Raw genomic sequence first — 22,148 nt, 5'->3', positions numbered from 1 at the left:
ATCATTCGCCTCCCTGGTTAAGTGATATAATAATTTCCTGTCCTATTCCGGCCAGCTTGGCGGCGGGAATTTCAACCATGATCATTTCGCCCGGTTTAACAACAGACAACTTGCGGCTAAGTAGAGTCTGACCGTTGCTTTCTACCGCTAGAATAACCTTTTGCGCCGGTTGTTTCACCCGCAAAAACAGCTTTGCCGGAGCAGGCTCTGTCGACACGGTGAGTTTTTGCGGCACCACCGTGCGTATACCGGTGCCGGAAATTAGCTGAACGGTTATTTCACCTACAGGTAACCTGTTCTGAGCATACAGGGCAGCAGCCCGGCCGGCTATGGCACCTTCCTCGGATACAAAATCCACCAGATCATGGACATGCACCACATTACCGGCCGCAAAGAAGCCCGGTGCCGAGGTTTGCCGGTACTGGTCAACCACCGGACCGCTGGTCACCTTGTCCATGTCCACCAGCCGCTGCGACAGCTCATTCTCCGGAATCAGTCCGACTGACAGCAGCAGGCAGTCACAGGCTATGTCAAATTCGGTACCTGCCACCGGTCGCAAATTTTCGTCCACCTTGGCGCAGGTGACAGAGGTTACCCGGTCACGGCCAGCTACCGTTGTGATAGTGTGTCCCAGATACAAGGGAATCTGATAATCTTCCAGACACTGCACCACGTTACGTGTCAGACCATTCGAATAGGGCATCAGTTCAATAACCGCCTCAACTTTGGCGCCCTCCAGCGTCAACCGCCTGGCCATAATCAGGCCAATATCGCCGGAGCCCAGAATAACAATACTTTTTCCCGGAATACAGCCTTCCATATTAGTCATGCGCTGGGCAACTCCGGCGGTAAACACACCGGCCGGTCGCTCTCCGGGAATACGGATGGCGCCACGGGTGCGTTCCCGGCAACCCATGGTAAACACAACGGCCCGGCAATGAATTTCGCATAAGCCGTCCTGTGGGTTGGCGGCAATCACTGTTTTGTCAGACTGCACATCAAGCACCATGGTATCCAGCATCACGCGAATCGACTTTTTCTGTCCGACCATTTGGATATACCGTCGGGCATAACCGGGACCGGTCAGTTCCTCTTTAAACCGGTGCAAACCAAACCCGTTATGGATGCACTGTTGAAGAATACCACCCAATTCGCGGTCGCGTTCAATAATCAGTATATTTTCGGCGCCTTGTTCGGCAGCGCTATAAGCGGCGGCAAGGCCGGCCGGTCCACCGCCGATAATGGCTATGTCAACGAATTGTTTCACTTTGATTTCCTCCGGCATCAACTGGAATTTTGTCATAAAACAGATAGGACTGGGCCGTTTCCTTACGAATGGCGGTTAGCGGCACCTGCAGCTCACGGGCCAGAATAGCGGCCACCTTAGGTCCACAGAAACCACCCTGGCAGCGGCCCATGCCGGCGCGGGTCCGTCTTTTTACACCGTCAACCGTTTTCGCCCCGCAGGGAGAATGAATAGCAGCCACGATTTCCGCTTCGGTAACGGTTTCACAGCGGCAAATAACGCGTCCGTATAATGGATTTTTACGAATGAGCGTTTGTTTCTGCTCATTTGATAATTCACGGAATACAATTTTGGGTTCATTATGGCTAATAAATTTTTTCTTAGGCAGCAGCAGCAAACCACACTCTTTTAAAAGTTCAGCGACAAGCTCGGCAATGGCCGGAGCAGCCGTCAAACCAGGCGACTGAATACCAGCGGCATGAATTAACCCGTTAACAACCGTTGATGGACGAATCACAAAATCATCGCTATCGGCAACGGCCCGCAGACCGGAAAACTCGGTAATCGATGCATTAAGCGGTATAGCCGGGAACAAACGTTTAGCGCCTGTGATAACTTCCTGGAAACCGGCGGCGGTTGTCGCCAGATTTTCTTTGGCGGCTATCGCCAAATTCTCCTCCTCAGGCATATTCTGGGCGTTCGGTCCAATGAAAGTATTACCGTGTACGGTAGGTGCAACTAAAATACCTTTCGAGTGCTTGGTTGGTGTGGGAAATAGTACGTGATTCACTCTGGGTCCGGCGTTTTTGTCAAATAATATATATTCGCCTTTACGCGGAGTAAGGGTAAAGCTGCTATCACCTGCCAAACGGGCGACCGTATCGGCATAAAGTCCAGCGGCATTGATGACATAGCTGGCTGTAATCGAGCCTTGCGGTGTCCTGACCCCGGTAATCCGGCCATTGGTTATTTCCATATTGGTAACAGGACATTCTGTGAGAATTTGCACGCCATTTTGGGCGGCGTTTTCGGCAAACGCAAGCGCAGCATCAAACGGAAGAAAGATTCCTGTCGAAGGCGCCCACAACGCGCCTTCAGCGTTCACTAAGCCGGGTTCCTTGGTCAGCGCTTCCTCCCGGCTCAGCAAAGCCAGCCCAGGCACTTGGTTCTGGTTTCCCCGGTTCAAAAGTTCCGCTATGGTCTGCAGCTCTTCTTTATCAGTAGCAACAACCAGTGAACCTATCCATTGGATGGCAAGGGACAACTCCTCCCGCAACGCATGGTACAGAGCATTACCCCGTACATTTAATCTGGCTTTCAGCGTCCCCGGTTTGGCATCGAAACCCGCATGAAGGATGGCACTGTTTGCCTTGGTGGTGCCAGCGGCCAGTTCCGGTTCCTTTTCCAGCAGGACAACGCGTAGCTGGTATTTGGCTAATTCCCTGGCAATAGCCGTACCAACGATACCGCCACCAATGATAACGACATCGGACTTAAGTGTTGACATGTTTTCACTCCCTGTATGACTGCAATATTAATTAATAGAAAAAATAAAAAAACCGGATAAACATCTGCCGTTCAGACATTTATTCGGACTTCTCTTTGTTCTGTCCATCTAGGAAACCACTGAATTATTCGCACTGCACGTCCGTCCAGACGGATTTTTTTCCGTCCGGCTGCGTCAGCCAAACCCCAATTATCAGCGACTCCCTATTAAATTGTATCAGGCATAGCTTTATATTCACCGCCATTCGATATTCCGGCCAGTTTACCGGCAAACATAAAATAAGGACGTATTCTCATTTATGCAAAAAAAGCAGGTTTCCTTTATGATCAACCGCACAGCCGTAAAAGTTGATTACAAAGGAAGCCCGCTTTCCCAGCCGTTTCCGGACAACCCAAAAACAGCCTATGGGTATAGACTTTCCGTCGTAATCGCCTCCCCGTCGCTCGCAGGTCAATCGGTGATTGTCAGATAGGCAGTTCTCCTGGCTTTGCGTCATCGCTTCCCCAATCCTTCCCAGGATGAATATCCCAGTGGCCTTGCCTTTTGGAGTCACTCTTCATTACAGTGGCGGGACCGCACCGGCCTTCCCTATTAAGCCCCGCAGGGCACCTACCTCTTTGCGTATTTCATTATAAAAATCCACAACAACTGCCCGCTCCAATCCGGCAGTCGTAACCAGAGTCCCCCCTTCACAACATAAAATAGGTTTCTTTTGTCATCAACTCTCGCCTGCTGCCGAAAAAATTGATTACAAAAGAAACCTATCTTCAAAGCGCCATACAGGATGCCTAAAAAGAGGCAACCCAAAGACAGCCTATGCATATAGACTTCCCTTATAATCGCCTTCCCGTCGCTCGCAGGTCAATCGGTGATTGTCAGATAGGCAGTTCTCCTGGCTCTGCGTCATCGCTCCCCCAATCCTTCCCAGGATGAATATCCCAGTGGCCTTGCTTTTTGGAGTCACTCTTCATTACAGTGGCGGGACCGCACCGGCCTTGCACCGGACTTCCCTATTAAGCCCCGTAGGGCACCTACCTCTTTACGTATTTCATTGTATATTCATAACTTTCTCATTTAACATATCATGCAGCAAACAGGAAGTCAAATAAAAAGCCTTCTATATAATGTATACACAGGCTAAATATTGAATACAGTATTCTCTATCTTTTGTTTGGCAGCCAAATCCTTAACAGGCGGTCAGTCCGCCATCGACCGACCATAACGCGCCTGTAACAAAGGCGGCCTGCGGCGAAGCCAGAAACAAAATTACCTGAGCCACCTCATCGGGCGTTCCCAGCCGTCCCAAGGGATAAATACCGGCCATATCCCGCAGTGTTCTTTCTCTGTCCGCAGCCTGCTCTAATTGTTTTTCCAGCAAAGGTGTATGAATATCGCCGGGGCATACGGCATTGACCCGGATGCCATAGGGCGCCAATTCCAGAGCCAAAGCTTTGGTAAAAGTGTTGACAGCCCCTTTTGCCGCGCAATAGGCAGTACACAGCCAGTTGCCCTGCAGCCCGGCATCGGAAGAGACATTGACAATGGCGCCGCCCTTGCCTTTCTTTAATTCCGGCACGGCAAACTTAGCAATAAAATAGGTCCCTTTCATATTCACATCCATGATCGCTTCATAATCATCCTCGTTAACCTCTTCAATGGCTTTCTCCTGATAGGTACCGGCACAATTAACGACAATATCCAGCCGGCCCATAACCTTACAGGTTTGGACGACCGCTTTCTGACAATCAGCTACCTTAGCCACGTCAGCTTCGATGTAGCAGACTTTCCCATATGAGTCTAATTCCTGTACCGCTTTTTCGCCTTTCTTCCGGTCCCTTCCCACAACGGCAACTCCGGCGCCTTGCTCCAGGAATAGCCTGGCTGCCGCCAGGCCAATACCGGAGGTACCGCCGGTAATGAGTACCGCTTTTCCCTGTATGTTCATTGCTTACCCCTTTCGTCCGTTTATCCTGTCCGGACGGCCGCTAACTACGTCTTCTGAAAAAGCTTTCCCTCCGGTAGTTCTTCTATTCAGGAAAAGTCCTTTTTCTCAGCGATAGCATCTTTAACATGCTGGACATAAATATCCTGAATCGCCGGGTTCTCACCAACCCCCTGCAAACAAACGCTTACTTCAAAGCCGGCGTCCTGCAGCCGGGACTGAAAAGAATCAGGCTCATCTCCCGCCATATCCCGTCTGGCATGTTCGCCGGCTACCAGCAGCAACGGAATAAGGGTGACTTTCCTGACACCATCGGCTGCCAGCCGCCTGATCAGATCTTCCACGGCAGGATAGCCGTCCACGGTAAATACATACACCTGCCCAATTCCCGCATCCTGCAGCTTTAACTGCAGGGCAGCATAAACAGCATTGGCCGGGTGCAAACCGCCATGCCCCAACAGAGCAATCGCTTCCTGCGGCCCGATTGGCGGAAAAGTCCGGCGTACTGCCTGTATGGCAGCCAAATAGTCATCCGTTACGCCTTCCTGACCGGCATAATAGAGAAGCGGCCTGCCCAGATAAAGATTTTCAAAAGCCTGTTTATCCCGGTAAGTCTCCACGACTCTGCGCACTTTGTCATACTCATAACCGGCTTCCATGTGCAGCGGCTGGACAACTACCTCACGAAAACCCTCCTCAGCCAGTGCAGCCAGTGCCTGTTCCTCGGTCAAATACCGTATACCTTCCCTGGTGTTAATCCGCTCAATGACCCGTCGCGAGGTAAACGCCTGACGTACGGTATATTCCGGAAAGGCCAGCCGGATCTTTGCTGTTACCTGATCAATGGCCGCTTGCCGGGCCTCCGGATAGGTAGTGCCAAAGCTCACAACCAAAATTGCTTTTCTATCGTTTGCTGTCTGTCCGGCAGACAATGGTACTACTGCTTCCGATGGTTTTCTGACAATCCTTGCATCTATTTTCATCTTTTTAACTCCGTTTCATCAATCATTACCGCTGCGCAGTCCCTATTACTTCTTTTAGTCATTAACCTGTTTTCTTATTTCACTATGCTTTATAGTTTGTCCTGCTCTGATAACGATATAAAATTCACTAAAAAAACTCTCCCTGCGGCGTTTTATCGTCAGCAAGGAGAGTTGGAGAGGGCATAGCCAAATTTATTTCATCATCATGCCATGGCCTTTTTCCTTCACAGGAGTTGCGGCTTCCAGGGCATCCCACGCTTCATTAGCCCGGTCGACAAACAGTTTGCGGATAGCTTGGTTTTCACCAAGACCGTGGATGTACGGGGTGACTTTAAAGCCTTCTTTTTCCAGGATGGATTTATGCGATTCCGGTTCGCTGCCAGCCATATCGTTGTTGGCATGGTCTCCGGCCACCATCATCATCGGAATCAGCGTAACATTTTTAATACCCTGTGCCTTCAACTGAGGAATAACTGTGTCCAAATGAGGCCAGCCTTCTACCGAATAGACATAGGTATTTTTGAAACCAAGTTCAGTTAAACGGTCCTGCATAACGGCATAGTAAGCATTGGACGGATGCGGCGTACCATGAGCCATCAATAAGACGGCATCCTTTTTGCCAGTCTTAGGGAATTCAGTACTAAAGGCTTTCATAGCCTCAGTCACATCATCACGTTGGTTTTCCTGTCCCATCCAGTACATCAGTGTCGTACCCAGGGTCATTTTCTTGAACTGGCTCTTATAGATATCGAAAATAGCGGTGTCATAGGCATATTCCATACCCGGAATGACATCCAGCGAGGTCAGGGCAATACGGCTGTAGCCTTCTGCCTTAAGTTGGGCCAGAGCTTCTTCCGGTGTGGGGATCTTAATTCCTTCATTGGCCTGAATCCGGTCAACAATAATATGGGAAGTAAAAGCCAGCACCACTTTGGTATTGGGATGAGCCGCCTGAATGTCTGCCACCGTTTTTTCAATGGTGGCCTTGCGGGAATCAGTAAAGGTTGTCCCAAAACTCATAACCAAAATAGCATCTTTATTTTCCAGGTTCTGCAGCGAAGGTGTTTCCGAAACGCGAACACCAATTTCCGCTGCCTGTTTCAAGGCCGGAGTGGCATCCTTCACTTCCGGGTTTAACTGATAAGCGGCAAAGCCGGTTGCCGTCAAGCCCGTCATCATAGCACATACCACAGATGCAATCAACAGTTTCTTTCCACTAAGTCTCATTATTTCTACTCCCTTATACATTGAATTGCAGGAGAAATAACCCTGGTGCTCCTGCTAGTCACCGGCTAGACAGTTTTTAACTTATCCAAGAACCTTTCGCCTGTAGGCGACACCTCTCCTTCTATGATAACCTCTTCAATTTATTATTTGGCAATCTTTTTGCCCTTGTCAGCCCAATCCGGACCGGCTCAGGGCGCAGTGCGAAAAGAAACTTCCGCAACTGGCCTGATTTTTCAATCCGTTGACGACAACCGGGCTATTATGACTGCTCAAACATACCAATTAACCGGTTAACCGCCATAGTAGCCGAGACCTTGCCGGTGATAACATCCTGTTCCACGGCAGTCTTACCGACCCGTACGGCCGGATTTTGGAAAAACAGATTATGCAGGTGCTCCTCCACCATAGAGTACACCCAGGAAAGAGTCTGTGCCTTGCGACGTCCTTCGAACACACCGGAAGCCCCCATCCTGTCCCGGAACTCACAGACCACCGACCAGATATCGTCAATTCCCTCGCCGCTCAACGCTGAGCAGGTATAGGCCTTGGTCTGCCAGCCTTCGGTTGCCGGACGCAGATAATGAAGAATACGTTCATAGTCCACCCGGGCGGCCAGAGCACGCCGTCTGTTATCGCCGTCGGCTTTATTGATCAAAATGGCATCGGCCAGCTCCATGACACCTTTCTTCATGCCTTGCAGTTCATCGCCGGCACCGGTTAACACAATCAGGAGAAAGAAATCCACCATAGACCGGACGGTGACTTCACTCTGTCCGACCCCCACCGTTTCCACCAGGATGACATCATAGCCGGCGGCCTCACAAAGCAGCAAAGTCTCCCGGCTTTTCCGGGTTACGCCGCCCAGCGTTCCGCCTGATGGCGAGGGACGGATAAAGGCCTGTGGTTCCTTGGACAGATTCTCCATCCGGGTTTTATCACCCAGGATGCTGCCCTTGGTCACACTGCTGCTGGGGTCAACCGCCAGCACCGCCACCTTGTGCCCGGTCCGGCACAACCGGCAGCCAAGAGCTTCAATAAAGGTACTCTTGCCGGCACCGGGCACCCCGGTAATGCCAACCCGCAGTGACTTTCCCGCATAGGGCAGCAATTGCTGCAGCACCTGCTGGGCCATATCCATATGAGCCGGGGCATTGCTTTCAATCAGGGTGATAGCCCGGGACAATAAGACTCTGTCACCGGCCAGCACACCCTGCACGTAGTCTTCGACCGTCAGTTTTTTTCGTTTTACGGCAGCCGCCGTCTGTCCTTCGGGCCGGCCCTGCGGCAGGCCGTCATGCCCGCCAGCCACACCGGTCATGACCCGGCAGGCAAATTCATTGCCCGCATCCTGCGGCGTCCACTCCGGTTTATAGGTACTCATCGTTACGCCTCTTCCCAGTCCAAACGGTTCATTAATTCTTCCAATACCTTTCTGGCAGCGACCGGAATAATGGTTCCCGGTCCAAAAATAGCAGCGGCACCATGTTCTTTCAAATATTCGTAATCCTGGGCCGGAATAACACCGCCGGCTACCACCATGATATCCTCGCGGCCGCGCTTTTTCAGTTCTTCCACCAATTGCGGCAGCAGCGTCTTATGTCCGGCAGCCAGCGAACTCATGCCTACCACGTGAACGTCATTATCCACCGCATCCTGGGCCGTTTCCTCCGGCGTTTGGAATAACGGTCCGATATCCACGTCAAAGCCCAAATCGGCAAAGGCCGTAGCGATTACCTTGGCACCCCGGTCATGTCCGTCCTGGCCCATCTTGGCAATCATAATTCTCGGCCGGCGACCTTCCTTGGCTTCAAAGGTATCGGTCATTTTCCGTACTTCGGCAATTTCATCCTCATCGGCAAATTCACTGCTGTATACGCCTGAAATGGAACGGATCACCGCTTTATGCCTCCCGCTGACTTTTTCCACGGCAGAGGAAATTTCCCCCAGACTGGCTCTGGCCCGGGTAGCCTTAATCGCCAGATCCAGCAGATTGCCTTCACCGGTTTCCACCGATTTGGTAATCGCCTCCAGGCAAGACTTCACCCGGTCCTCGTCCCGGTTGGAACGAAGTTTTTCCAGACGCTTGATCTGAGCTATCCGTACAGCCGTATTGTCAACTTCCAGAATGTCCAGCGGATCTTCCTTATCCAGGCGGAACTTGTTTACACCGACAATCATTTCCTTGGCGGAGTCAATGTGCGCCTGACGGCGGGCGGCCGCTTCCTCAATCCGCATTTTGGGCAGACCCGTGTCAATAGCCTTGGCCATACCGCCCAGTTCTTCGACTTCCTGGATATGAGCCCAGGCCCGGCGGGCCAGTTCATCGGTCAAAGCTTCCACGTAGTAAGAGCCGCCCCAGGGATCAATAACCTTACAAATTTGTGTTTCATCCTGCAGATAAAGCTGCGTATTCCGGGCAATCCGGGCCGAGAAGTCGGTCGGCAGGGCAATGGCTTCATCCAGCGCGTTGGTGTGCAGTGATTGGGTATGCCCCAAAGCAGCCGCCATGGCTTCAATACAGGTCCGTGCCACATTGTTGAACGGGTCCTGTTCGGTCAGGCTCCAGCCCGAAGTCTGCGAGTGGGTTCTGAGCGCCATGGATTTCGAACTTTTCGGTCCGAACTGCTTGATAATTTTAGCCCACAGCAAGCGGCCAGCCCGCATCTTGGCCACTTCCATAAAGTAATTTTTACCCATGGCCCAGAAGAATGACAACCGAGGCGCAAACGCGTCAATCGCCAGGCCAGAGTTTACCCCGGTCCGGATGTACTCCAGTCCGTCGGCCAGCGTATAGCCAAGCTCAATGTCGGCGGTGGCCCCCGCTTCCTGCATATGATAGCCGGAAATACTGATGCTGTTGAACTTCGGCATAAACTGTGAGGTATAGGCGAAAATATCGCCGATAATCCGCATCGAGGCCGTCGGCGGATAAATATAAGTGTTACGAACCATAAATTCTTTTAAAATATCATTCTGAATCGTGCCTGACAGGACTTCCTGCTTTACACCCTGTTCCTCGGCCGCCACAATGTAGAAGGCCAGAACCGGCAAAACGGCACCGTTCATCGTCATCGACACCGACATTTTATCCAGGGGGATGCCGGAAAAGAGAATTTCCATATCCAGAATAGAATCGACCGCCACGCCGGCTTTCCCCACGTCGCCGACAACCCGGGGATGGTCCGAGTCATAGCCGCGGTGCGTCGCCAGGTCAAAGGCAATAGAAAGCCCCTTCTGACCGGCGGCCAGATTACGACGGTAAAAGGCATTACTTTCTTCCGCCGTGGAGAAACCGGCATACTGCCGGACCGTCCAGGGGCGGGTTACATACATCGTGGGATAAGGCCCTCTTAAGAAAGGCGGAATTCCGGCCATATAAGACAGGTGGTTCATATCCTTCAGATCGGCCTCAGTATAAAGAGGTTTTACATCAATCTGCTCCATGGCCCGCCAGTATAATTCTTCAAAAGACTTGCCTGTTTTAGCCTCAAGCTGCTTTTTCCATTCAGCCAGATTGGCCGGTCCATTTTCTTTTTTCAGTGACATGTTGGTAAAATCAGGTTTCTGATACATTAGGCAATCCCTCCTGCTTTCTGCAGCCAGTCAAGTATCTTATAGCAATTGGCGCGGATATGGATGAACTCGTCTACGCCGGCTTCCCGGTAGACCGGTTCAAACTCCGGTGCCGGCGCTCCAGCCAGCATAACCAGCATAGATGGGTTACCTGCCTTGATTTGCTTGGCCAAAGGCGGTACCAGTTCCGGATAGGTATCGTCGGTGGAACAGATGATGACTGCCTTTGCTCCCGAGGCAAGAGCCGCCTCTACCGCGCTGTCCACATCGGCAAAACCGTCATTCTTCAGTACTTCAAACCCGCCGACTTCCACAAAGCCGGTCGAAAAATCCGCCCGGGCTTTATGCTGCGGAATGGGTCCCATATTGGCCAGGAATATTTTTAAGTTGTCGCCAGTCCGTTCCTTATAGGCGTCGGTTTTTTGACGCAAGGCCTCAAACTGCTCGGTAAACCGATGCGGTACAAGCGCCGTCACAGACGGTTCGGCAGTTTCATCCTGACGCAGAGCCGCTGTCACCTGTTCTAAAGTGGCTCCGGCTGAAAAAGCCTGCATCACGGCTTCCACCAATTGTCCGGGCTCACCGCTTATAGCATCAGCTAATTTCGCTAATTGTTCCTGGCAAAAGGTTTGATCAATGTCGCGGCAATACTCCGTTACCCGCTTGCTATGCTGCTCCTTCAAGGCAGCCATATCGACCGGTTGCTGTTTCAACAGGACTTCCTGGGCATTGGCATACATGTTGATGCCTACGGCGCGGTCGATCCGTTTGGCCAGTTGGCTGAACCGTTTGGCCAGCACCTCCTGTACAGCCTGCTGCGGAATGCCCTGACGCAGAGCCTTCAGCAAGCCGCCGGCTGCTTCGGTGTCCTGCAGCAGTTTCCAGGTTTTATCGGCAACCTGTTGGGTAAGCGTTTCAATATACCAGGAACCACCGGCCGGATCAACCGGCTGCCGCAGATTACACTCATTTTGCAGGATAATCTGCGTGTTGCGGGCAATACGCCGGGAGAATTCATCCCCTGGACGGATCGCTTCATCAAAGCAGCTTATCTGCAGGCTGTCCACACCACCGACCACACCGGAAAATGCCTCCGTTGTGGTCCGCAGCATATTCACATACGGATCATAGACGCTTTTAGTGAACGCCGAAGTTCTGGCATGGACGTTCATTTTCTGCGCGTCCTTATCGCCGCCGAAGCTTTCCACTACCTGGGACCAGATCATCCTGGCCGCTCTCATTTTGGCAATTTCCATAAAGAAATTGGCGCCCAACGAGAAACTGAACCGCAGATGCTTGGCCGTAGTATTGCAATCGACACCGCGAATTTGCATAGCATGGATGTACTCAATGCCAGTGGCTATGGAATAAGCCAGTTCCTGAATATCACTGGCGCCCCCGTTATGATAAACCGCGCCGTCCACCAGAATCGTACGAAGCTGCGGCGCGTGCTGACTTACCCACGTCAGTTGATGCGCCATTTCATCATAGAGCGCATCCAGGGAACAAGGCAGGCTGCCTTGCGATACCAAAGCTCCCAGCGGATCAGCACCAAGGCAGCCGGTAAGAACTTCCGGTGAACGTCCGTTGGCTTTTAACATGGCAGACAGCAAGGCGACCAGTTGTACGCTGGAAGGCCCTGCGGCAATATGGAAAGAATATTTTTCTAAATCGATATCGGCAAAAGCATCATCGGCATCTTCAATGGTCGACAACATCAGTCCGGTTAAAACTTCCTCCCCGTCACAACTCTTCCCTTGACAGGTACTCTGATCCAGAACGGTATGGATGGCGGTGCTGCCCTTATCCAGCTCATGGCGCAGCACTTCATTGAAGGTCCCCGGCAAAAACTCACTGCATTCCTGGGTGATGAGCCACGGGGTGGTTAAATAGCCGTCTACCCTGGTGCCGCGCATATAGCTGCCGGTTCCCGGCAAGTCATCTACCCGGCCTGCCGCCGCCACATGTTCCTGCGTATAGATGGGCTCAAGCACTATGTCTTCATAAGTTTTGGTAAAAAGCTTTTTCTCAAATACCCCGCCCTTTAGGGAAACAATTGCTTCCTGTTTCCAGGCTTCATAGCCGGGAGCCGCAAATTCGTCAAATGTCACTTTGGGTATTTCCAGCTTGTCTTTACTGTCCGTCGTCATCGTATAATATCCTTTCTTTTCTTTTGTTCTTTTTTTCACAACTTTGGCAATCAGTCAGCCATACCACTGATAAACATAAGTCCACACTACCCACTGCCGGAAAATTATAGGCAAAATACCATTAACCGCCATAAAGCGACTGAACAAGGCTAGCAGTTAGGCAATGCCTAACTGCTAGTACCTTACGTCACTTAAACCATGGTTAAGCTTGTAAGGATTTTTTCGTCCCACAAGGCGGAGAAGCCGCACATATCGGACATATGTAAGGCGACGACAACAAAGGGGGATGGAAAAAGACTACAAGATTGTCCATGGGTTTAGGTGACGCAAGGTACTATATTTTCCGACAGTTCTTATATGTGAAGAGCGCAATGTAGTTGGCATTACGCTTACGCAGAGGAAAAAGGAATCCGTTTTTACACGGACATTTCAGCCCGCACGGGCAGAAAAAATAAAATAATAGTGAGTTTGAACAGTTATATGTCAGCACTTCGTTGCCTATGCGAAATGCGAGCATATCAAAAAAATCTTCCGCGTGAGGTGGAAGATTTAGTGATGAAACAAGATCCTGTCAATAAAAAATCCCGGCCAGATAAGCCGGGAAGAATTTATGCAAAAAGATTGTTTGCACGAAATCCCCTCCCCATCGCTCGTGGGTCAAATGGTGATTATCAGTTAGGCAGTTCTCCTGGCTCTGAATCATCGCTTGACCAAACCTTCCCAGGGCTTCACACCCCAGTGGTACATCTTGGCCTTGCTCCTCATTACAGTGGCGGGACCGCGCCGGTATTACACCGGACTTCCCTATTAAGCCCTCACGGGCACCTAACCTTTTCCTATGAAGTTGTTTTCCATTGCCATAATACCATCATAGACAGCAATTGTCAAACGTGGCTGAGCTAAATTTCCGTCAAGAATCTGATATTCTTTAAAGAATACAGTATACCAGGAGCGACACATGGCAACAGGACGCACCTACCGGCGATTACGACTCCTCATCGTCACCGCCCAGCAAGCCACCTAGCAGCGTTCCTCCCAATAGGGTCGTTCCCAGCACGCTGCCTTCCTCCCGCGATCCGCCCCGCTGTGGCGCTGCGGCCAGCATGCGACCGGCCAGCCGCGAAAAGGGCAGTGACTGCAGCCAAATCCGCCCCGGCCCCTGAAGCACTGCAAAGAATAAACCTTCACCACCGAATAGCGAGGTCTTAATATTGCCGGCTTGCTGGATATCAAACTGCACGCCCGGTTCAAAGGCTACGACACAGCCGGTATCCACATGCAGCACCTCCCCCGGTGCCAGCGTCCGTTCCACAATGGTGCCACCGGCGTGGATAAAGACCATCCCATCGCCTTCCAGCTTCTGCATAATAAAGCCTTCGCCGCCAAACAAGCCGGTCATAATCTTTCTTTGCAGATAAATGCCGACAGACACGCCCTTGGCAGCGCAGAGAAAACTGTCCTTCTGGCAAATCAGCGTGCCGCCCACCGCAGGCAGATGAACCGGAATAATATTGCCGGGGTACGGCGCGCCAAAGGCGGCCTTTGCTTTTCCCTGGCCCTGATGGGTAAACACCGTCATAAACAGGCTTTCCCCTGTCAGCAGGCGTTTTCCGGCGCCCAACAGTTTTCCCATAAAGCCCCCTTGACCGCGCCCTTCCGAGCCGTCACCAAAAACAGTATTCATCGTAATCCGGCTATCTTTATACATCATGGCCCCGGCCTCGGCAATTACACTTTCCCCGGGGTCCAGCTCAATCTCCACAAACTGCATTTCTGACCCGTACACCGTATAGTCAATTTCATCGGCCCGGGCAGTCCGCTGCAGCGGCGGTACATACGACGGCCGTGACACGGAAGGTACTGCGGTCAACTCCGGTACCTCCCCGATGGGTTTCCAGTCGGCCATGCCCTGCCGCCAGGCAAAACCGTCAGGGTTTTCCTTAGCCCGCCGTTTCGCCTCATTTTCATCCAGCGGTCCAACTTGCTGACCGTTATAGCCTAAATACCAATCCATCGTGATCCCTCCGGCAGTTAAAATCTACGTTACTATCGCAACATCCGAATGTATAAAACAAAGTAATCTACCATAATAAACATCATTATCAGTAGATTACTTTAAGAAACAGCATATATTCCCGTTACAGAGATTACTTTTTTTCCGGTTCGGCTTCCGCCACAGACCGTCTTGACCGCATTTTCATACCGTAGAAATCGGTCTTTTCCTCACCCTTCAAATGCGAGCGGTATTTCCGGTCATAGGCAATCCAGGCAATGCCGCCACCAACCACAAAGGTATTCAAAATATCCTGGTGAGCAATATACACGTCTGCCAAACTGCAAACATACGGTCCGGCCATGGCCCGCATCATTTCATAAATCATAAGCAACCTCCCATTATCATGCTTGTTGTCTAGGTAAGCACTGCTTAATTCGCGCTGTGCATTCTGACGGATCTTTTTTCGTCTGACTGCGTCAGCAAAACCTTGAAATAGCAGTACTATTCCTGCGGTTTTGCTTCCTTGCCAGTCGAAAAAATCTTTCGCCAGGCCGATAGCTCATTTATCAGTGCTTACCTGGAATCCGCTCTGACCAAGCACTGCTTTTACCTGCACTCGCGTGTCAATAGGTATGACAAAAACAGTTAACAAATTCGATTTTATTGTACCATGTATTTAATAAAACATCCATGTATTTCAGTAAGCATCTTCTGGAATTATCGCAACAACAAAACTTCAGATATCATACCGCCTCTATAGTAAGACCGGCAGAAGAAGTATGTAGCACGCATACTCTTTCCGCCGGATCTTGGAGGTATAATTATATTAAATTATAGGGATTTGCTATTAATGAAACAGTTCGACGATTTTATACAGAATGTAAGGAATCAGGTGGGCACCACCGTCAAGTGAGGAAATAGCTGCTGTTCCTTCCGGGAACGGGAAGTTAACTCCTTTGGCCATTAACGTGGTAACCGGTGCCAGATCAGTCGCAATATATAGGATAGCTACCATCAAAATGGTACTGATAATCAGGCCACGGAACACATTTCCCTTGGTAGGCGCCACGGCCCATAAGAGGCAGAACGGCAAACCGGCCAAGTCGGTAAACGGTAAAATCCGGTTGCCGGGAAGTACAGCTGCCAATAACAACGTAATCGGAATCATCAGCAAACAAACTGCCATAACTGAAGGATGGCCGATAACGACTGCAGCATCCAAACCAATAAATACTTCTTTTCCCGGGAAACGCTTATTTAAATATTCACGGCCGCTTTCCGATAAGGGCAGCAAACCTTCCATCAGAATCCGCACCATACGGGGCATCAAAAACAGAACAGCCGCCATATTTACACTTAGTTGAACAATACCTTTTATATCATACCCGGCTAATGAACCGATAAACGCACCAAGTACTAACCCAATCAACATAGGTTCACCAAAAACACCAAACCGTTCCTGGATTTTCACAGGATTGATATCAATTTTATTAATGCCGGGAATTTTATCAATGAGACTGTTTAAAAAGATACCTACCGGCGCCCAGGAAACCGACTCGGTATGAGGCAGGGAAATCCCCGGCATATCAAAGACTTTTACCAGATAAGGCTGCGTCCAGTCAGCCAGTTTAAGAATGATAATAATCGTAATACCTGATGCGATAATCCCCATAATGGCACTATTCGTCAAATACATGACCAGAGCTCCGGCATAGATAAAGTGCCAGTAGTTCCATAAGTCGATATCCATAGTTTTTGTCCAGTTCATCGCCAGCATAATCACATTAATAAAAAGGCCTAAAGCGAAGACGGCCGGAACGATGGGTGTACCAAAACTAATGGCTGCGGCAATCGGCCAGCCGACATCCATAACATCCAGATGAAGGCCCCAGTTTGTAACCATGGCCTGCGTGGCCGGAGACAGGTTGCTGGTCAACATGCCGATGACCAGAAAGATACCGGCAAAGCCAATACCAATGGTTAATCCGGAACGAAACGCTTTGGGAAATCCCTGACGAAACAGCAAACCCAATAACATAATAATAATCGGCATCATTACCGTTGGACCTAAATCGAGAATAAATTTAATGATTTGCACAAAATTACCCTCCCAATATATTGATTTCAGTATCTATGCTAATCAGAGTTTTTCCGCATTAAAGGTATTAATAGCTCCAAAGCTTGGAGTAGCAGGATGCTACTCTAAGCTTTTTAAATAATCGGCAATTTCATCAGCCAGTTTATCCATGCCTACGCCAATCAAAAACGGTAGCCCCACAAATTTTTTCACTCCGTGTAAAGCACTATCGTTGATCGGAGTGGTCGCTATCACAACATGTGGGTTATATACCGGAATTTTCCCGGAAACCTCTACGGCTTTGCACTCAACTACTTCTACACTTAAACCGCGCTTCGTTAGAAATTCCTTACACTTTTCAGCCGCCACAGTCGACGTGGCAATTCCCGTGCCACACACGGTAAGTACCCGAAATGTTTTCATAATTTCATCTTCCTCCCAACTGTCTATAAATAAATCTTTCCATTTAACAGTCTTACTAAATCACTGACCGACTTTGCTGCCGCCAGTTGTTCCAGTAAATGCTGATCCTGGATAACCTGCATCAACTGTGACAACAATCTGACCTGATTGTCGCCACTATTCATTGCCAGCATAAAAACGATTTTTACCGGCACCGTCTCTTCTAATCCACCCATACTTTTAAATTCTACAGGTGTCTTAAGCGTTCCAACCGCAATCATGGGAGCCTTTACATGACATACATCGGTATGCGGAATGGCTACCCCGTTTATGCCTGTTGGCAAACCGGTTGGAAAACTGCGCTCCCGCAAAATAATGGCCTCACTGTAGGTCTCCAGCACATAATCTGCGTTATACAATTTTTGCGCCATCTTTTTTAATACATCTTCCTGATCGCTGGCCTCCAGACAAACGGCCATCACTTCCCTATCAAACTCAAAACATGTCCCCATCTGTAACCACCCGTATAAATTGTTCTATATTTTCTGATTGTTTCATTTTCAACAATTGCCTACCATCGTTGAGCAGTGCATACAACTTTCGAAAAGCATCTTTTTGATAGCTGTTCAAAGCTAACATAAATACAAGTTCTACCTGATGCCCATCAACCCACTCAATCGGCTGCCGAAGCGTCATAACGGCAATCGCCGGTTTTATGATGTATTCCGGACTGCCGTGCGGCAGAGCCACTTCCTGAAACACCGTCTGAGACAGTGCTTCCCGCTCATGAATGGATACAATATACTGTTCGCGTACATACCCCTGCCTGATCAGCCGCTGGCCAAGAATATTCAGTACTTCTTTCTTATTGCGGCAAGGTTGCTTGATAAGCACCAGATCCGGATGAATCAATCCATTTAACAGGCTACCGGTATTTACCGGCTCATTTCCCACCTTGTCAGAAAATCCTCGTCGCAGTTGAACAATTTTCTTAAGCTTTTCCAGACCATTTCCCTTTACGATTTCTTTTGCCGTTATGAAAGGAATCCCCGGCACAATTGTTCTAATCGTGCCTACAACCGCCAACAAATTATAGTCCTGACTTATTTGCATCAGCCGGCTTTGCATATCCTCGTCGACCAGAGCCCCTAGCGTGATCAGTTTAACCTGTCTCAGATTTTCCGGCATATAATCGCCAATCATTCGGGCAACCCATTCCGCAGTTCCCTGTCCGGTCAGGCAAATGCTGACAATGGCATCGGGCAGCTTGCTTTTCAGAGTACCATGATATTCCTCCAGTTCATAGCTCAAGTTATCCCATGTCAAAGAACTGGCAATTTCATCAATATCCGCATCCGGTAAGAGGGCCTTACGGACAGCTTCAATAACCATTGGTGTATTGACCCGCGTCACAGTGCGCGTTACGACTCCCAACGAATCCGTAATTAGTTTACCGAAGCCCACCAGTGATCCCATGTCAGCAAGCATCAGCACCCCTTTACCGCTGTCGGCCTGTCTGACAATATGAAGCGCCCGTTGCAAAGCAGTCTCCGAACTTTCTTCCAGAGGCATTTCCAAAGCTTTGGCATACTCCACACCCAAAAGCCGGTTGGCCACCTGGACCATTCCTTCCGCTACCCGGCCATGTGATAATACAACAACACCCACATGCGCTTCATTCAACGGGTCTTTCTTGGCATATGCCTTCAGATACATGGTGATAAAGCCAATCTCATCTTCCGGCAAATCGTCTCCCAGGTAATACGATGCAATTTGAACCATCTTTTTAGCCAGTTCAAATTCTGCCGGATATTCATTCTGTAATTGTTGAAACTGCGGGTTGACAATCAGCTTACTATTCATGCGCAACCGCTCGCAAGTTGCCGCCAGGTGAGTCGATAGACAGTAAAATAAGCTATCGTCAATTTCCGGCAGACGGGTTTTCGCCAATTTGATCATACGGTCAACAGCATTGATAATTTTTTCGCCAACAATTTTCTCCAGATCCTGGCGGATTAAGTTACGTTTATTTTTTTGCGCCTGCCTGATCAGTTGACGAACTTTTACTTCCAACTCATCGCTAATTACCCGGTTTATAATGGAAATATCAATTCCTTGATTTTCCATTTTGATATAATTGTCTTCAATTTCCTGGTATACCTCTCCAGGTAATAAATAGGTCGTTTCCTGCAGAGAATAGCGTTGCTGGTCCATTGGAGAAATTTCCAGATCACCTTGCAAAATGGCTTCTACCACATGACGCTGTTCCGTTAAATACAATAGTCCTTTTACCACCTGAGGCGCCAGATCGTTAATCTCTACTTTCAGCAAATCTTCCTTTTGCACCATGTGTTTTAAAAAGGAACGGGCACACGCCACCTGAATATCCGAACGCAATTGACCAATGTTGCCATGGCATTCGTACATGAGTAAAGCCACAACGGCATTATACGCAACGCGAATAGTCAATTGAATCCGGCTGGCTTCCTCCCTGACAAAACTCACGATGATCCGGAACCGTTCTTCCAGCGGACGCTGGGCAAGACCCGGCAATTCTATAACCATAGGGATACGGCGACGGAAAGGCAATAACAGGAAGGATTCAATATTTTCTGTCGTTGCCGCAATTAACATGAGCGAGACTTCACGAAACGAATCACTTTCCCCTAAGCGGCGGAATTTCCTCTTATCAATCAGATAATAGAGAATTTCCTGTCCTTCCGGAGGCAGACGGTGGATTTCATCCAGAAACAACATCCCATGATGAGCCTTTTCCACCAGCCCTTCTTTGTCGGCATCCGCACCGGTAAAAGCACCTTTTACATAGCCAAACAGTTGGGCCATTAATAATTGCGGTGTTTCAGCATAGTCGGCACAGTTGAAAACGACAAAAGGCATATCTTCCGGCTTGTTGCCGGACTCCGTAGCAAACCGGTGCATACAGTAGGCTAACTCACTCTTGCCAACACCTGTCGCCCCAACAATCAGGGTATGCAACCCTTTGGGCGGATAAAGTACGGCTGCCTTAGCCAGTTCCACCTGAGTCCGTAAACTTCCCTGGGAACCGATTAGCGCATCAAAGGCGGTCTGCAGCTTTTCTATGTTGCCTCCGGAAAGCTGCTGTTCATACGATTCAACCAACTCTCCATTAACCGGCTGCATGACCTCTACTGCCTTGATCTGCTGCCACACGTCACTCACCGCATGGCGCGATACGCAAAAGCCTGCTTCATTTAATTTCTGTGTTAATGCCCGCTCGGACAGAGCAGGAGAAACTTCCATGATTTCCTGAATTGCTTTTTCCAGCGGTTCTCTCATTCTCTGCCGGGAATTGCCAATCCCCAGGGAACGTCTTAACTTGACTACATCACTCCTTCCCATCCCTAACCTTTTTGCAATTTCCTCATCAGTCAGGGGATTTTTTTTGTTCTCTTGATTGATAATTTCTTGTAACTGTTGCATTTACCCCACCGCCCTTATATATTGCAATTGGCGTGCCAAGTCTTGACACATTTTGTGCAAAATCCGGGATCCCCCTGTTATCACCGCTATTATTAAATAAAATTATTTTTATCGTGTGCACAAATGCCGCCACGAAAATTCTAAATAATTTTAATTGTTATATATAATAGGAAATAATCAGAATTCTTTTCCGTTTCCAGGACTTCATTATACACATATTGTGCCATAATGGCTATTTCTATGACAATCCAGGCACATTCGGGACCATATGGCTCTTTATTTCCTCTATTGCATTTTTAATAGAATCTGTTATGATAAAGGCGATAAGAACCATTTGTCATCTGTTGTTCTTTTACTCCACCAATTAGAACAAAGGGGTGTTGACAAATGTCAAAAGTAACAATCATTGGTGCAGGTGCTATGGGAAGCGCACTGGTTGTGCCGCTTATCACGAACGGCCATGAAGTACGGCTCTGGGGTACGGAACTGGACAACAAAATCATACGCGACCTTAAGAACGGCAAAGATCATCCAAAGCATAAGTATCCCCTGCCAAAGGCAGTTAAGCCCTTCTCGGAAGAAGAGCTTCCTGCAGCCATGGAAGATACCGATATGGTGATCATGGGAATTACGTCCGATGCTTTGGGCATGATTTTTGAGCGGGTCGTTCCTTACCTAAAACCAGGTATGATCATTGGCAGTGTGACTAAGGGTTTTGAATACGCTACAGACGGCCGCGTAGTATTGCTGCCGGACATATTAAAAGAAAAGCTTCCTGCCGAACTGAAGGATTCTATTTCATTTGTATTTATCGGCGGTCCCTGCAAAGCCATTGAAGTAGTTTGGGAGTCACCAACTTCGGTCTGCTATTCCAGTGCCAACCTGGAAGCAGCCAAGAAATTGCAAGCTACTTTAATGACACCGGTATACCGGGTGGAAGCCAATACCGATGTAATTGGCACCGAAATCTGCGCTGCCATGAAAAACGCCTACGCCGTGGGTTTAGGCATGGCCGAAGGCTTCAAAAAGCGAAAAGGCTTCCTGCATAACAATACCAAATCAGCTTTATTCACCTTTGCCGTAGCTGAAATGGGCATTTTATCCCGGGCACTGGGCGGCAGCCTGTTTTCGGTATACGGACTGCCCGGCGTCGGCGACCTGGAAGTCACCGGTGAAGCCGGACGAAACCGCACATTAGGCGAAGTTATCGGCGAAGGTCTGACTGCCAGCCAAGCCGTTGCAAAAATGAAAGCTGAAGGCATTACGGTAGAAGGCTATCCGGCAATTCGTTTTGGCTACCTTATGGCCAAGCAGTTGGAGCAGGAGCAAAAACTTTCTCTTAAAGAGCTCCCCCTGCTTGCCGGTTTATATGCCATTCTCTATGAAGATGCACCGGCCTACGAAACGGTTACGATCTTGTTGCAGCAATGCACCGGAGCTTATAAGCAATAAATTAAAGACATAATAAAGCCCCTGCTTTACTTGAACCGGAGCAGGAAAAACGGACATTGAAAGAAAAAGCCTCCAGTCGTAGGATAGAATTACGACTGGAGGTTTTGTCATGTCAGGGAAAAAAGGGATGT

General features: G+C 49.4%; 15 protein-coding genes and 3 riboswitches. Of the genes, 1 reads left to right on the top strand and 14 read right to left on the bottom strand.

Translation table 11 applies throughout. The features are described 5' to 3' along the window. Nucleotide 1 precedes the first annotated feature (1 nt). From BMW43_RS14705 to BMW43_RS14640, 14 genes are all read right to left on the bottom strand, one after another. Nucleotides 2-1,267 (bottom strand): NAD(P)/FAD-dependent oxidoreductase, encoded by a 1,266-nt coding sequence (locus tag BMW43_RS14705; RefSeq protein WP_245732502.1) that lies wholly within the window; start codon nt 1,265-1,267, stop codon nt 2-4. Next, nucleotides 1,251-2,753 (bottom strand): NAD(P)/FAD-dependent oxidoreductase, encoded by a 1,503-nt coding sequence (locus tag BMW43_RS14700; protein ID WP_091749160.1) that lies wholly within the window; start codon nt 2,751-2,753, stop codon nt 1,251-1,253. Before BMW43_RS14700 ends, BMW43_RS14705 begins: the two co-directional genes overlap by 17 nt. 454 nt (nt 2,754-3,207) lie before the next feature. Next, a riboswitch (cobalamin riboswitch) is annotated at nt 3,208-3,381 on the bottom strand. Nucleotides 3,382-3,618: 237 nt separating this feature from the next. Continuing rightward, nucleotides 3,619-3,803, bottom strand: a riboswitch (cobalamin riboswitch). Nucleotides 3,804-3,939: 136 nt separating this feature from the next. After that, nucleotides 3,940-4,698 (bottom strand): SDR family NAD(P)-dependent oxidoreductase, encoded by a 759-nt coding sequence (locus tag BMW43_RS14695; RefSeq protein WP_091749157.1) that lies wholly within the window; start codon nt 4,696-4,698, stop codon nt 3,940-3,942. 86 nt (nt 4,699-4,784) lie between these two features. Next, complete coding sequence (locus BMW43_RS14690; protein WP_091749154.1) at nt 4,785-5,678, bottom strand: sirohydrochlorin cobaltochelatase; 894 nt, start codon at nt 5,676-5,678, stop codon at nt 4,785-4,787. Nucleotides 5,679-5,870: 192 nt separating this feature from the next. Next, nucleotides 5,871-6,905 carry a sirohydrochlorin cobaltochelatase gene (locus BMW43_RS14685; RefSeq protein ID WP_091749152.1) on the bottom strand — a complete coding sequence of 345 codons (1,035 nt, stop codon included), beginning with the start codon at nt 6,903-6,905 and terminating at the stop codon, nt 5,871-5,873. 259 nt (nt 6,906-7,164) lie between these two features. After that, entirely contained in the window at nt 7,165-8,286 is a 1,122-nt protein-coding gene (gene meaB / locus BMW43_RS14680) for a methylmalonyl Co-A mutase-associated GTPase MeaB (protein ID WP_091749149.1), read from the bottom strand. A 2-nt stretch (nt 8,287-8,288) separates the two neighbouring features. Further along, nucleotides 8,289-10,478, bottom strand: a complete 2,190-nt coding sequence (gene scpA, locus BMW43_RS14675; RefSeq protein ID WP_091749146.1) for a methylmalonyl-CoA mutase — start codon at nt 10,476-10,478, stop codon at nt 8,289-8,291. Then, a complete protein-coding gene (locus BMW43_RS14670; RefSeq protein WP_091749143.1) occupies nt 10,478-12,628 on the bottom strand; it encodes a methylmalonyl-CoA mutase family protein in 2,151 nt (716 codons plus the stop codon). The genes scpA and BMW43_RS14670 overlap by 1 nt, the downstream gene beginning before the upstream one ends. 661 nt (nt 12,629-13,289) lie before the next feature. Then, nucleotides 13,290-13,472, bottom strand: a riboswitch (cobalamin riboswitch). Nucleotides 13,473-13,613: 141 nt separating this feature from the next. Beyond that, nucleotides 13,614-14,642 carry a TIGR00266 family protein gene (locus tag BMW43_RS14665; protein ID WP_177173613.1) on the bottom strand — a complete coding sequence of 343 codons (1,029 nt, stop codon included), beginning with the start codon at nt 14,640-14,642 and terminating at the stop codon, nt 13,614-13,616. A gap of 133 nt (nt 14,643-14,775) precedes the next feature. Beyond that, nucleotides 14,776-15,009 (bottom strand): hypothetical protein, encoded by a 234-nt coding sequence (locus BMW43_RS14660; RefSeq protein ID WP_091749137.1) that lies wholly within the window; start codon nt 15,007-15,009, stop codon nt 14,776-14,778. Between the two features lie 462 nt (nt 15,010-15,471). Then, nucleotides 15,472-16,722: a PTS galactitol transporter subunit IIC gene (locus tag BMW43_RS14655; RefSeq protein WP_091749134.1), complete on the bottom strand. Its 1,251-nt coding sequence runs from the start codon at nt 16,720-16,722 to the stop codon at nt 15,472-15,474. Nucleotides 16,723-16,821: 99 nt separating this feature from the next. After that, a complete protein-coding gene (locus BMW43_RS14650) occupies nt 16,822-17,124 on the bottom strand; it encodes a PTS sugar transporter subunit IIB (RefSeq protein ID WP_091749131.1) in 303 nt (100 codons plus the stop codon). Between the two features lie 23 nt (nt 17,125-17,147). Continuing rightward, nucleotides 17,148-17,615, bottom strand: coding sequence for a PTS sugar transporter subunit IIA (locus BMW43_RS14645; RefSeq protein ID WP_091749128.1), 468 nt, complete (start codon nt 17,613-17,615; stop codon nt 17,148-17,150). After that, the gene (locus tag BMW43_RS14640) at nt 17,599-20,565 is read right to left on the bottom strand and encodes a sigma 54-interacting transcriptional regulator (protein ID WP_091749125.1); all 2,967 of its coding nucleotides are present in this window, start codon (nt 20,563-20,565) and stop codon (nt 17,599-17,601) included. Before BMW43_RS14640 ends, BMW43_RS14645 begins: the two co-directional genes overlap by 17 nt. A 387-nt stretch (nt 20,566-20,952) precedes the next feature. Here BMW43_RS14640 and BMW43_RS14635 point away from each other — a divergent pair, with 387 nt between their 5' ends. After that, a complete protein-coding gene (locus BMW43_RS14635) occupies nt 20,953-22,017 on the top strand; it encodes an NAD(P)H-dependent glycerol-3-phosphate dehydrogenase (RefSeq protein ID WP_091749121.1) in 1,065 nt (354 codons plus the stop codon). The last annotated feature ends 131 nt before the right edge of the window (nt 22,018-22,148 follow it).

This window comes from Propionispora vibrioides (assembly GCF_900110485.1).
Classification (GTDB): domain Bacteria; phylum Bacillota; class Negativicutes; order Propionisporales; family Propionisporaceae; genus Propionispora; species Propionispora vibrioides.
The sequence above is the reverse complement of the archived record's forward strand: the minus strand, read 5'-3'. Positions and strand labels throughout refer to the sequence as shown.

Bases quoted from the DNA above. Each gene is read 5' to 3' on its own strand.
- scpA (WP_091749146.1), bottom strand. From the start codon at position 10,478: ATGTATCAGAAACCTGATTTTACCAACATGTCACTGAAAAAAGAAAAT.
- BMW43_RS14650 (WP_091749131.1), bottom strand. From the start codon at position 17,124: ATGAAAACATTTCGGGTACTTACCGTGTGTGGCACGGGAATTGCCACG.
- BMW43_RS14700 (WP_091749160.1), bottom strand. From the start codon at position 2,753: ATGTCAACACTTAAGTCCGATGTCGTTATCATTGGTGGCGGTATCGTT.
- BMW43_RS14670 (WP_091749143.1), bottom strand. From the start codon at position 12,628: ATGACGACGGACAGTAAAGACAAGCTGGAAATACCCAAAGTGACATTT.
- BMW43_RS14645 (WP_091749128.1), bottom strand. From the start codon at position 17,615: ATGGGGACATGTTTTGAGTTTGATAGGGAAGTGATGGCCGTTTGTCTG.
- BMW43_RS14690 (WP_091749154.1), bottom strand. From the start codon at position 5,678: ATGAAAATAGATGCAAGGATTGTCAGAAAACCATCGGAAGCAGTAGTA.
- BMW43_RS14635 (WP_091749121.1), top strand. From the start codon at position 20,953: ATGTCAAAAGTAACAATCATTGGTGCAGGTGCTATGGGAAGCGCACTG.
- BMW43_RS14685 (WP_091749152.1), bottom strand. From the start codon at position 6,905: ATGAGACTTAGTGGAAAGAAACTGTTGATTGCATCTGTGGTATGTGCT.
- meaB (WP_091749149.1), bottom strand. From the start codon at position 8,286: ATGAGTACCTATAAACCGGAGTGGACGCCGCAGGATGCGGGCAATGAA.
- BMW43_RS14660 (WP_091749137.1), bottom strand. From the start codon at position 15,009: ATGATTTATGAAATGATGCGGGCCATGGCCGGACCGTATGTTTGCAGT.
- BMW43_RS14695 (WP_091749157.1), bottom strand. From the start codon at position 4,698: ATGAACATACAGGGAAAAGCGGTACTCATTACCGGCGGTACCTCCGGT.
- BMW43_RS14640 (WP_091749125.1), bottom strand. From the start codon at position 20,565: ATGCAACAGTTACAAGAAATTATCAATCAAGAGAACAAAAAAAATCCC.
- BMW43_RS14665 (WP_177173613.1), bottom strand. From the start codon at position 14,642: ATGGATTGGTATTTAGGCTATAACGGTCAGCAAGTTGGACCGCTGGAT.